The sequence below is a fragment of the Dehalobacter sp. TeCB1 genome (assembly GCF_001707455.1).
Classification (GTDB): domain Bacteria; phylum Bacillota; class Desulfitobacteriia; order Desulfitobacteriales; family Syntrophobotulaceae; genus Dehalobacter; species Dehalobacter restrictus.
The window spans coordinates 16939-28738 of record NZ_MCHF01000044.1 but is presented as its reverse complement, the minus strand read 5'-3'; the positions used below and the strand labels follow the sequence as shown (position 1 = coordinate 28738).

Annotated in this window: 10 protein-coding genes; all 10 read left to right on the top strand. The window is 49.6% G+C overall.

The genetic code is table 11. The annotated features are described in order from the left end of the window. Nucleotides 1-347 precede the first annotated feature (347 nt). The 10 genes from A7D23_RS10975 (at nucleotide 348) to A7D23_RS10930 (ending at nucleotide 11795) form a co-directional block, all read left to right on the top strand. The gene (locus A7D23_RS10975) at nucleotides 348-929 is read left to right on the top strand and encodes a phosphate propanoyltransferase (RefSeq protein ID WP_019226897.1); all 582 of its coding nucleotides are present in this window, start codon (nucleotides 348-350) and stop codon (nucleotides 927-929) included. 26 nt (nucleotides 930-955) lie between these two features. Next, the gene (gene lspA / locus A7D23_RS10970; protein WP_019226896.1) at nucleotides 956-1426 is read left to right on the top strand and encodes a signal peptidase II; all 471 of its coding nucleotides are present in this window, start codon (nucleotides 956-958) and stop codon (nucleotides 1424-1426) included. After that, entirely contained in the window at nucleotides 1407-2372 is a 966-nt protein-coding gene (locus A7D23_RS10965; RefSeq protein WP_019226895.1) for an RluA family pseudouridine synthase, read from the top strand. The genes lspA and A7D23_RS10965 overlap by 20 nt, the downstream gene beginning before the upstream one ends. Before the next feature lie 161 nt (nucleotides 2373-2533). Then, complete coding sequence (gene pyrR, locus A7D23_RS10960; protein WP_019226894.1) at nucleotides 2534-3079, top strand: bifunctional pyr operon transcriptional regulator/uracil phosphoribosyltransferase PyrR; 546 nt, start codon at nucleotides 2534-2536, stop codon at nucleotides 3077-3079. Between the two features lie 130 nt (nucleotides 3080-3209). Then, on the top strand, nucleotides 3210-4145 hold the full coding sequence (locus A7D23_RS10955) for an aspartate carbamoyltransferase catalytic subunit (RefSeq protein WP_019226893.1): 936 nt from the start codon (nucleotides 3210-3212) through the stop codon (nucleotides 4143-4145). Further along, the gene (locus A7D23_RS10950) at nucleotides 4132-5469 is read left to right on the top strand and encodes a dihydroorotase (protein ID WP_019226892.1); all 1338 of its coding nucleotides are present in this window, start codon (nucleotides 4132-4134) and stop codon (nucleotides 5467-5469) included. Before A7D23_RS10955 ends, A7D23_RS10950 begins: the two co-directional genes overlap by 14 nt. After that, on the top strand, nucleotides 5469-6563 hold the full coding sequence (locus tag A7D23_RS15890; protein ID WP_019226891.1) for a carbamoyl phosphate synthase small subunit: 1095 nt from the start codon (nucleotides 5469-5471) through the stop codon (nucleotides 6561-6563). The genes A7D23_RS10950 and A7D23_RS15890 overlap by 1 nt, the downstream gene beginning before the upstream one ends. Further along, entirely contained in the window at nucleotides 6564-9740 is a 3177-nt protein-coding gene (carB, locus tag A7D23_RS10940; protein WP_019226890.1) for a carbamoyl-phosphate synthase large subunit, read from the top strand. Nucleotides 9741-10054: 314 nt separating this feature from the next. Then, the gene (locus A7D23_RS10935; RefSeq protein WP_019226790.1) at nucleotides 10055-10882 is read left to right on the top strand and encodes a dihydroorotate dehydrogenase electron transfer subunit; all 828 of its coding nucleotides are present in this window, start codon (nucleotides 10055-10057) and stop codon (nucleotides 10880-10882) included. Then, nucleotides 10869-11795 (top strand): dihydroorotate dehydrogenase, encoded by a 927-nt coding sequence (locus tag A7D23_RS10930; RefSeq protein ID WP_019226789.1) that lies wholly within the window; start codon nucleotides 10869-10871, stop codon nucleotides 11793-11795. Before A7D23_RS10935 ends, A7D23_RS10930 begins: the two co-directional genes overlap by 14 nt. Nucleotides 11796-11800: the final 5 nt, after the last annotated feature.

Here is an 11800-nt window from a genome sequence, read left to right as displayed (position 1 = left end):
GTACGCCTTTTTTCGAGAATTACTCGGAAAAGGCAGCTGAAATCGGCGGCGATAGGGCCGCTAACTTGGGATTATCCCACTTTATTATTTATTGGGATGATAAAAAACGTTATTAATCAGTGGTTCCCTAGTATTCCCATTACCAGATCTGCCGGAATCGGAGTCTTTGAAGACAAAGAAGTTTTTTGAATCTTAAACGTACGATGCAGGATATCTGCAGCTATCTGGTTTATAATAGAAACATTAAAGTATTGCGGTCATTTATATCGGAAAGCTTCTTGACAAGCAATTGTTGCGATCATGGACCATGGAGCGATCATTCAAACAAACATTGAGGAGTGAACATCATGCGTACATTTTCTGTTCCGGTTGGAATATCCAATCGTCATCTTCATCTTTCGGAGGAACATATCAACCAGCTTTTTGGTGAAAACAGTACACTTACTAAAAAGAAAGACTTAAGTCAGCCCGGACAGTTTGCGGCTGAAGAGACTGTAACACTGATCGGTCCCAAAGGGAAACTTGAGGGAGTCCGTGTCCTGGGGCCTGCCCGTGATGAAACCCAGATTGAACTTGCTGTGACAGACGCGATTAAACTGGGATTAAACATTTCGGCAAGAGATTCCGGTAATACCGAAGGGACACCCGGTATTAATATTTCAGCCGGAGATAAAAAAGTAAGTCTGGAACGCGGAGTCATTGCTGCGATGCGTCATATCCATGCCAGTGAAGACGATGCGCTGCAGTATGGTATCAAGGATAAGGATATGGTAAAAGTGCTTTTTGAAGGACCTCGTGGCGGCATTCTTCATAACGTTCTGGTCAGAGTAAAATCAACTTATGCACTTGATCTGCACATCGATACCGATGAAGCGAATGCGCTGGGGCTTAAAAACGGAGACACCGGAACGGTGATCATTGAGGATTAATGATTCATTAGATGGAGGGTAACCTTTTGCCATTCTTATATACCTGGGTAACACTGATCGTTGTCTTAGTCTTAGACCGTCTCAGTAAATGGGTCGTTCAAAGCAATATGACGTTGGGAGAAAGCCGGGTCGTTATCCCGGGCTTTTTCCATCTGACATATATATTGAATCCCGGTGCGGCCTTTGGCATGCTGCAGGGCCAAAAGTGGGTGCTGGTCACTGTTTCTGTAATTGTTCTTGCCGCCCTGTTCTATTTTCAAAGAAAAGTGCCGCACGGACAAAGGCTTATGCGGGTAAGCATGGGTCTGATCGGGGGCGGAGCGCTCGGTAATCTCTGGGACCGATTGCTTACCGGAAAAGTGATTGATTTTCTAGATTTCAAGGTCTGGTCCTATATTTTTAATATCGCCGACAGCATGATTGTCATCGGCGGTATCTTGTTGATTATACTTTTGATGCGAATGAAAGAGGATACAAATGACGAATCATTATTTTGAAGATGAAACGCAGGATCATTTTATTGAGGAGCCGGACAGCGAGGAATGGCAGTTTGTTCAGGTAGCTCCCGGCCAGCGGCTGGATACGGCGCTGGCGGAATGCACCTCACTGAGCAGAAGCTATATACAAAACCTTATCCAGCAGGAACGCGTGCTTGTCAATAGCCAGCCTAAGAAGGCCAATTACCGGGTTCAGGAAGAAGACCGTATTGAGATCAGTATTCCTCCTGCGCAGAAGCTGGATGTTCTGCCTGAAGAATTACCGCTGGATATTGTGTATGAAGATGATGATCTTCTTGTGGTCAATAAACCTCAGGGCATGGTGGTGCATCCTGCTCCTGGTGCGTGGAGCGGAACGCTGGTCAACGCACTGCTGTATCACTGCCAAAACCTTTCCGGGATTAATGGTGTCATCCGCCCGGGAATTATTCACCGGATCGACAAAGATACTTCCGGGCTGTTGGTCGTTGCTAAAACGGATGACGCGCATCATCATCTTGCCCATCAGATTAAAGAGCACAGTGTTGGACGAAGCTACAGGGCTGTCGTTCACGGGCTGATGTCTGAACCGTCGGGAACTGTGGATGCACCCATTGGCAGAGATCCAAAGGATCGTAAGAAAATGGCGGTTGTTTTTAAGAATTCCCGCAATGCGGTGACGCACTATTATGTACTGGAACGATTTATGCAATTTACCGAGATCAAAGCGGTGTTGGATACAGGAAGGACCCACCAGATCAGAGTACATATGGCCTATTTGAAACATCCTGTGCTGGGAGACCCGCTTTACGGGCCAAAAAAAAATCCTTTTGGCATGACTGGGCAGGTTCTTCATGCCGAGACACTGAGTTTTATTCATCCGAGGACCGGAGAAAAGATGACATTTACGGCAGATCCACCCGAATCATTTCGGGACGTTCTGGAAAAGCTAAAGAATAGCGATTGACATTTGGTGCATAGTACACTAAACTAAATTATAATAAAATTGAATCAGTTGCCTTTAAAATTGTCCCGTGAGGCAGGTAAGGCAGATAAAATGTTGTACGTGAAGTATGGCTGTCTGCTCCTGCAGGCAGCTTTATTATTTTTGAAAGAAGGCGAACTCAAATGGAAGGTACGCCAAAAAACAGGATCATGGATGCGGACGGGATCCGCAGAGCGATTAGCAGGATATCCCATGAAATCCTGGAGAAGAATCAGGGAACGAAAGATCTTGTCCTGATCGGGATAAGGACGAGGGGAGTCCCTTTAGCGGAACGCATTAAGGAAAGGATTGCAGAATTTGAGGGTGTATCGATTCCTCTCGGGCTGCTTGATATCACACTTTATAGAGACGACCTGAGTACGATTGATATTCAACCTGTGTTGCATGAGACCAAAGTGCCATTCAGCTTAGATGGGAAAATCGTTATTTTGGTCGATGACGTTTTATTTACCGGCCGTACAGTCAGAGCAGCGCTCGATGCGCTGCTGGATCTCGGAAGACCATCGAAAATCCAACTGGCCGTTTTGGTAGACCGGGGGCACCGGGAACTGCCGATCAGGGCCGATTATGTCGGCAAAAATGTTCCGACTTCCAGCAGGGAAATTGTTTCTGTGTGCCTGGAAGAAACGGATGGAAGTGAAGAAGTATTCCTACAGGAAAAAAAGTAACGAACATTTTGAGTCCAACCCTTTAAATGTTATCCTGAGAGATAGCCAAGGGAAAGCGAGAAAGTTGATTATTCAATTCCTCCTGCCCTTTGGCTGGAGGAATTTTTAATGATTGATGGGAGGCGTACGCATGAATTGGAAGCACAAGGACCTGCTTGATCTGGACATACTGACAGCGGAAGAAATCAAACATATCTTGAAGACTGCGGCTCCGATGAAAGAGATTCTGGCAAGACCCAATAAGAAATTACCGACACTCAGAGGAAAATCTGTGGTCATGCTTTTTTATGAGAACAGCACCCGGACCAGGACTTCCTTCGAGACTGCGGCCAAAATCCTTGGAGCAGATACGTCAAATATTGCAGTTGCCCAAAGCAGTGTAAGTAAGGGGGAAACCCTTCTGGATACAGCGAAGACCCTTCAGGCCATGAAAGTCGATTTGGTAGTCATCAGGCATGGCAGCTCAGGGGTGGCAGGGTTCCTCGCCGATGAGCTTTCAGCCGGCGTGATCAATGGTGGTGACGGCCAGCATGCCCATCCGACTCAGGCCTTGCTGGACTTTTTTACGATGCAGGAAAGACTGGGCGAACTTCAAGGCAAGAAAATTGTGATTGTCGGCGATGTGCTGCACTCTAGAGTTGTGCGGAGCAATGTCCTCGGACTGAAAAAACTTGGTGCGGAAGTCGTTTTGGTTGGCCCGCCGACGCTGCTGCCATCGGAAATGAATTACCTTGGTGTGAAGACCTCTTACGATTTGGATAAAGAACTGCCCGGGGCCGATGCGGTGATGGCTCTCCGTCTTCAGTTGGAAAGGCAGCAAAGCGGCCTCTTTCCGTCAATCCGGGAATACAGCAGGTTATACGGTCTTAGCCTGGAAAGGTTAAAACAAACCGGCAAAGATACTATTATCATGCACCCCGGTCCGATGAACAGAGGTGTCGAGATTACGAGTGATTTGGCTGACAGTGTGCAGTCTGTGATTGAAGAGCAGGTCACCAACGGTGTTGCCGTTCGGATGGCTTTGATTTACTTGTTGATAGGAGGGACAGGCAGTGTTGTGGATTAAGAATGCGTATGTGATTGACCCGGCCCAAAGATTGTCCGGGATCAATGATGTCTTGGTTAAAGATGGCGTTATTGTGAAATCAGCCGGGAGCCTGCAGCCTGCAGACGTTCTGGAAGCGCTGGAAGCCCAGAGGCTTGACGATGTGCTACAGGTTGAGGGGGAAGGAAAATATTTGTTCCCCGGTCTAATTGATGTGCACGTGCATCTCCGCGAACCCGGTCAAGAGGAGAAGGAAGATATCCGTAGCGGTTCCAGAGCTGCGATAAAAGGAGGATTTACCTCGATACTCGCCATGGCCAATACAACGCCGATTGTTGACAACCGTGCGCTAACGGAATTTGTGCGGCTGCAGGGAGAACGCGCCGCTATGGCCAGAGTCTATCCGATCGCGGCGGTAACGAAAGGTTTTCTTGGCAAAGAGCTGGTCGAGATGATGGATATCCTCGACGGCGGAGCAGTGGCGTTTTCCGATGACGGTAAAGGAATCCAGAACGCTGAGATGATGCGTCTGGCACTGGAATATGCCAAACTAACTGGCTGCCCGATCATCAGTCATTGTGAAGATGACAGCCTGGCCGGACACGGTGTGATGCGCAAAGGTGAAATGAGTGCGAGACTCGGCTTAAGAGGAATCCCAGCAAGCGCCGAGAGCGTAATGGTGGCCAGGGATGTGCTGCTGGCAGCTGAAACAGGGGGGAAACTCCATATTGCGCATGTATCGACCAAAGAAAGTGTGCAGATTATCAGAGAAGCAAAAAAAATGGGTGTGGATGTAACGGCCGAAGTGAATCCGCACCATCTGATCTTTATGGATAAGGATGTTAGCCTGACCGATGCCTCTTATAAAGTCAATCCACCGCTTCCTTCTGCAGAAGACCAGATTGCGCTGTTGGAAGGCTTGCTGGACGGGACGATCGATATGCTGGCGACAGACCACGCCCCGCATACCTGGGAAGAGAAGACCCGGCCTTTCGCCGAAGCACCGTTTGGGATCAACGCGCTGGAAACAGTCCTAGCCGCAGTCTGGCAGAACCTGGTGTTAAAAGGGAAAATAACCCCAGATCAGGTCATCGCTTTATGGTCGGTGAACCCGGCTCGCCGTTTCGGCCTGCCGGGCGGAACGCTTCGACCCGGGAGTCAGGCCGACTTGGTTCTGTTTGACCCGGAATACCGGGAAATGATTTCTGCGGAGACAATGGAGACAAAGTCGCAGAATACCCCTTTCCTGGGACAGGAGATGCAGGGATTTCCAGTAATGACCATTGTCGGCGGAAAAATACGAATGGCTGGAAGAAAGCTTTTAGACAATAAGGAGGAAGCATAATGGCCTGGCTGGTTTTAAGTGACGGAAAAGCTTTCGAAGGAGAAAAATTTGGCCCCTGGATTGGTGGAGACCACGTGATCAAAGGGGAAGTCGTATTCAATACTTCAATGTGCGGATATCAGGAGATGATCACCGATTTGTCCTATGCCGGACAAATCCTGACATTTACTCACCCGCAGATCGGGAACTACGGCTGGCATAATGAAGAGAGCGAAGCGGACAAGGTACTGCTTAAGGGTATCATCGTGCGGGAGCTCTCGGCTGGCGAAGGCAGCCTGCATGCCGATGGAAGCCTGGAGGATTTCTGTATGAAACAGAATATCCCTGGCTTAAAAGGCGTTGATACCCGGGCATTAACCCGCTATATCCGGAACAACGGGACGATGCCCGGCATAATGGTCGAGGAATTGGAACAGGCCGCAGCGTTCTGGCAGAAAAGCACGCCGCAGGATTTTGACCCTGAAAAACATTGGGTGTACCAGGCGACATCCGACGAAGAATATGTCATTCCCGGTAACGGTCCGGAGTTGGCCGTACTTGATCTTGGCGCCAAAAAGAATATTTTGCGCTGCCTGCAAAAAAGAGGTTACCGGCTGCATGTTTTCCCTGCAGGGACTCCCTCTCAGAAAATAATGGAGTTGAGGCCCCAGGGACTTGTGCTGAGCAATGGACCTGGAGATCCAGCCCGTTTGCCGGAGATCGCTGAGAATATGGGGAAACTGATTGCAGAATTACCGATTATGGGAATTTGTATGGGTCATCAGATTATGGCAATGGCCGCGGGCGCTTCAACCTACAAGCTGCCGTTTGGGCATCGCGGAGGGAACCATCCTGTTCAGAACAAAGAAACGGGCAAAGTAACCATGACTTCTCAGAACCATGGTTATGCTGTCAGTGAAGAATCGCTTCGAGGAACTGGGTTTAACATCATGTATGCGAATTTGAATGATGGCACAGTTGAAGGCCTGAAGCACGAAAAATATCCGGTTTTAACTGTGCAATATCATCCTGAAGCTGCACCGGGCCCTGAGGAAAATGATGAAATATTTGACCGCTTTGCAGAGATACTGAACGCTAAATGGGGGGAAATGTAAATGCCAAAACAAAATTGGCAGAAGGTCATGGTGATTGGTTCAGGACCCATCGTGATTGGACAGGCGGCTGAATTTGACTATGCCGGAACGCAGGCCTGCCGGGCTTTAAGGGAAGAAGGCGTGGAAATTATTCTGGTCAATTCCAATCCGGCTACTATTATGACGGATAAGGAAATTGCCGATAAAGTATATATCGAGCCTCTGACACTGGAGTTTTTGGAGAGAATTATTGAGAAGGAAAGACCCGACGGACTCATTCCGACTATGGGCGGCCAAACCGGACTGAACCTGGCTTTTCAGCTGGCCAAAGCCGGTATTCTGGACCGCTGTGGCGTTACGCTTTTGGGAACGCCGCTGGAGAGCATCAGCAAGGCGGAGGACAGGGAGCTTTTCCGGAACTTGATGAACGAAATCGGGGAACCGATCCCGGCAAGCTCGATTGTTTCGGATGTACAGGAAGCGTTAAAATTTGCTGAAGAAATTGGCTATCCGGTGATTGTTCGGCCGGCATTCACGCTGGGCGGTACCGGCGGCGGGATCGCCAAAGATGCGGATGAATTGACAACGATTGCCGCCAGCGGAATCAAAGCCAGTATGATTGGGCAGATTCTGATCGAAAAAAGCGTAGCCGGCTGGAAAGAAATTGAGTATGAGGTGCTGCGGGACAGCTGCGGCAACAGTATTACGGTTTGCCATATGGAGAATATGGATCCTGTCGGCGTCCATACCGGTGACAGCATCGTCATGGCGCCTTGTCAGACGCTTACGGATAAGGAAGTTCAGACACTTCGGACTTCGGCCCTGAAAATCGTGGCGGCCCTCGGTATTGAGGGAGGTTGCAATGTTCAATATGCGCTGCATCCGGAAAGACTTGAATACTGTGTCATTGAGGTCAATCCGCGTTTGAGCCGTTCGAGCGCGCTGGCTTCCAAAGCGACCGGCTACCCGATTGCGAAAGTGGCTGCCAAAATAGCGATTGGCTATACGCTGGCCGAACTGCCGAATGCGGTAACCGGGAAGACTTCGGCCTGTTTTGAGCCTGCCCTCGACTATGTGGTCGTGAAGATCCCGCGCTGGCCCTTCGATAAATTTTCTGATGCCGACCGTAGGATTGGTACACAAATGAAGGCGACCGGAGAGGTTATGGGTTTGGGCCGCAATTTGGAGACGGCCCTCTTAAAGGCGGTGCGCTCCCTTGAAACGAAAGCCTACGGCATCCTGCTCGAAGAGATGGCGTACATCGACGATGAACTTCTTCGGAAAAGATGCAGCCTGCCGGAAGATAATCTGCTCTTCGTGATCGCGGAAGCTTTCCGCAGGGGATGGACTGTAGATGAAATTAATCAGTTAAATGCGTGGAATCCTTACTTTTTGAAGAAAATAGAAGGGATTGTCAGGACATCCACAGAAATAAAGCAGCAGGTCTGGGATTTAACAGCCTTAACAAAGGCCAAGCGGCTGGGCTATTCCGACCGCGAGATTGCCCGTCTTTGGCATGCAAATGAGCAGCAGGTCTATGATTTCAGGATCCAAAACAGCCTGAAGCCTGTTTTTAAAATGGTCGATACCTGCGCCGGGGAGTTTGAAGCGACGACCCCATACTTCTACTCGAGCTATGATGTCGAGGATGAGGTCCAGCCGACAGATCGACGGAAAGTTGTCGTTCTGGGATCGGGGCCGATCAGGATTGGTCAGGGCATCGAGTTTGACTATTGCTCGGTTCATGCTGTGAAGGCGCTGCGCAAGGCAGGTATTGAGAGTATCATTATCAACAATAATCCGGAGACAGTGTCTACTGACTTTGATACGGCCGATAGGCTTTACTTTGAACCGCTCACGATTGAGGATGTCACGGCAGTCCTCGAGAAAGAAAAACCTGAGGGTATCGTCGTCCAATTTGGCGGACAGACTGCGATTGGGTTATGCAAAGGACTGGCGGAACGCGGTTACCGGATTCTTGGTACGACGGTCGAAGACACGGACAGAGCAGAAGAGAGAGGAATCTTTGATGAAGTTCTGCAGCAGCTGGGCGCTCGCCGGCCCCGCGGCGGATGCGTTTCCAACATGGAAGAAGCTGAAAAGCTTGCAGAGGATATCGGTTATCCGCTGATTGTACGTCCTTCCTATGTGCTTGGAGGAAGGGCTATGCAAATTGTTTATGAGCCTCAGGAACTCCAGGGCGTATTTGCAAGGGCTTTGGCGGATTTTCCGGGACAAAGCATCTGGATCGACCAGTATCTTCTCGGCAAAGAGGTCGAAGTCGATGCGATTTCCGACGGGGAAACCGTCTGCATTCCCGGAATCATGGAACATCTGGAACGGGCCGGCATTCATTCCGGCGATTCGATTGCGGTCTATCCGCCGCAAACGGTTGCAGACAACATCAAAGAAATCATCGAGGACTTAACCATTTCGCTGGCCCGGAGCCTGCGGATCAAAGGCTTATTGAATATCCAGTATGTCATCTATAAAGACCAGGTCTATGTTTTAGAAGTCAATCCCCGCTCCAGCCGTACGGTCCCTTTCTTAAGCAAGATTACCGGCGTGCCGATTGTGGAATTGGCCACCCGGGTTATTCTTGGAGAGAAGCTGGGGAGCATGGGTATTAAATCTGGTTTGTGGCCAGTTGGAGAGAAGGTTGCGGTAAAAGCACCGGTATTCTCTTTCTCAAAGCTGCTGCTCGTTGAACCTTCTCTCGGTCCTGAAATGAAATCAACCGGAGAAGTCATGGGGATTGATTATGATTATGAAAAAGCGCTCCAGAAAGCATTGATGGCCGCCGGCATGCAGATATCGGTTTACGGCACGCTGCTTGCAACCCTAGCCGACCGCGATAAGGAAGACGGGATACGGCTGGTCAAACGTTTTGCCAAACTTGGCTTTAGAATCATCGCCACGGAAGGGACGGCTAAGGCGATTTGCCAGTCCGGTATTGAAGTTGACACGGTTGGTAAACTTCATTCCGGATCAGACGATATCATTGAGAAAATCCGCAAAGGACGTGTCCAGTGTGTCTTAAATACAACCACACACGGCAGAATCATTGCCAGCGACGGTTTTGCGATCCGAAGAAGTGCAGTTGAACACGGCGTACCGTGCTTTACCAGTATGGATACGGCCGAAGCCTGGCTGCATGTTCTGGAGGCCAACATACCGAGCATCGTACCACTCAGCTAGCATAATGTTCTTAAAATAAATAAGCAAATATATACAGCCCATAAGTATCTGGGGTTGGTCTGGGTGTCACAATTCCACTTTCGGCAGCTAGCGCCCTCCATGGCGCTAACAGCCGCGCTCCGCATCCATGCTCCGCTTGACGCTGGAACTTGTGACACCCAGACCTAATATGGGGTAATCAGGCTTGAATGAAATTATTTGAGCAACACTTTCACTAGCTGCAGGATTTATCAACGTAATGGATGGGCAGCGCGTCATCCATCGTGGTGAAAGGCCTTTGCAAATAAAATCGATCTACTAGGAGTGAGCATATCATGGACCTCAAGGAGAAAGTCGTCTTCAATGAAAGGATCGGACATCCCGTCCAGGGTTTGTACAAAGTTGTTTTGAGTGGAGAAGCTGCCAAAACAGCTCGGCCGGGCCAGTTTCTGCATATCCAGGTCACGGATACGAGTGACCCGCTTCTGCGCAGACCACTTAGCATTGCCGGGATCGACCCTGAACGTGGAGAAGTGACCATCTACTACAGAATCAAAGGGAAAGGAACCGAACTTCTTTCAAGGATACCGACAGACCAATATCTAAGTGTTCTGGGACCACTGGGGACAGGCTTTTCAATTCCGGAGAAAGGGGAGCTTCTGCTGATTGCAGGCGGAATAGGGATGTTTCCGCTGTTCTCTGTGATCCAGGCCGCACAGAAAGTTCCAGTAAAGATAAAAGTCCTCTGGGGAGGAGAAAACAAAGATTTTCTGGACAGTGCAGATTTAAATCTGCTGCTGCAAAAAGGTTTGGATGTTGAACTTTCAACACTGGACGGAAGCTGCGGAGAGGAAGGCTTAGTTACAGCACTGCTCGAAAAGTATTTAGCTGATAAAAACACGCAGCAATTACTGAGCAAGGGCCTTCTGCGGGCTGCAGCTTGTGGTCCGAACGGCATGCTGAAGGCTGTCGCGGGGATTTGCCGGAACAACGATGTTCCGCTCGAAGTTTCTTTAGAAGAGCGGATGGCCTGCGGGGTAGGTGCATGTTTGGGATGTGTCTGTACCGTTAGAGATGCAAATGGCGGACTGAAACGAAAACGCGTCTGCAAAGAAGGACCGGTAATGAATGGGCAGGAGGTGGTCTGGGATGCAGACATTTAATCTTGAGACTGATCTGGCAGGATTAAAGCTTAAAAATCCTGTCATCACTGCCTCCGGCACGTATGGCTTCGGTGAAGCCTATGCTCCGTTTTATGACCCCTCCGTTCTCGGCGGGATCACAGTCAAAGGGATTACACCGCTTCCGCGTCTTGGGAATCCTGTACCGAGGCTCGCGGAGACTCCATCAGGCCTACTGAATTCTGTAGGCTTGGAAAATCCCGGACTGGAGGCTTTCTTAAAAAACTATCTACCGGAGCTAGCCTTGCTGGACACAGCAGTGATTGTCAATATCTCGGGTTTTTCACTGGAAGATTATGCGCTGATGGCATCATCCTTCCAACGCGGCTGCGGGATTGCAGCCCTGGAAGTTAACATCTCTTGTCCGAACATCAAACACGGCGGGATGGCTTTCGGAACTGATCCCAAGAGTGCGGAAGAAGTCATCACTGCCGTTAGAAAGGAAACGGATCTGCCGTTGATTGCGAAGCTGTCTCCGAATGTGACCGATATTACAGCGATGGCTAAAGCTGTGGAAAGTGGCGGGGCGGATATCATTTCTTTGATTAATACGCTTCTGGGCATGCAGATTGATCTCAATGCCCAGAAACCGGTGTTGGCCAACACGATGGGGGGGTTATCCGGTCCCGCGGTCCGGCCGGTAGCCGTCAGAATGGTCTATCAGGTCTATCAGGCTGTAAAGCTGCCGGTCATCGGCATGGGAGGAATTTTGACTTGGCAGGATGCTATCGAGTTCATGCTGGCAGGTGCTTCGGCAGTGAGCATCGGAACAGCTAATTTTGGCAATCCGCTTGCGCCTGTTGAAATTCTGGAAGGAATTAAGGCCTATTGCAATCAAAGAGGCTATCAGTCGGTCAAGGAAATCGTCGGACTTGCCCATGGGCAGAAAGGATGAAAAAA

Coding starts and splice junctions, on each gene's coding strand:
- A7D23_RS10975 (WP_019226897.1), top strand. CDS start 348: ATGCGTACATTTTCTGTTCCGGTTGGAATATCCAATCGTCATCTTCAT.
- carB (WP_019226890.1), top strand. CDS start 6,564: ATGCCAAAACAAAATTGGCAGAAGGTCATGGTGATTGGTTCAGGACCC.
- A7D23_RS10965 (WP_019226895.1), top strand. CDS start 1,407: ATGACGAATCATTATTTTGAAGATGAAACGCAGGATCATTTTATTGAG.
- pyrR (WP_019226894.1), top strand. CDS start 2,534: ATGGAAGGTACGCCAAAAAACAGGATCATGGATGCGGACGGGATCCGC.
- A7D23_RS10955 (WP_019226893.1), top strand. CDS start 3,210: ATGAATTGGAAGCACAAGGACCTGCTTGATCTGGACATACTGACAGCG.
- A7D23_RS10930 (WP_019226789.1), top strand. CDS start 10,869: ATGCAGACATTTAATCTTGAGACTGATCTGGCAGGATTAAAGCTTAAA.
- A7D23_RS15890 (WP_019226891.1), top strand. CDS start 5,469: ATGGCCTGGCTGGTTTTAAGTGACGGAAAAGCTTTCGAAGGAGAAAAA.
- A7D23_RS10935 (WP_019226790.1), top strand. CDS start 10,055: ATGGACCTCAAGGAGAAAGTCGTCTTCAATGAAAGGATCGGACATCCC.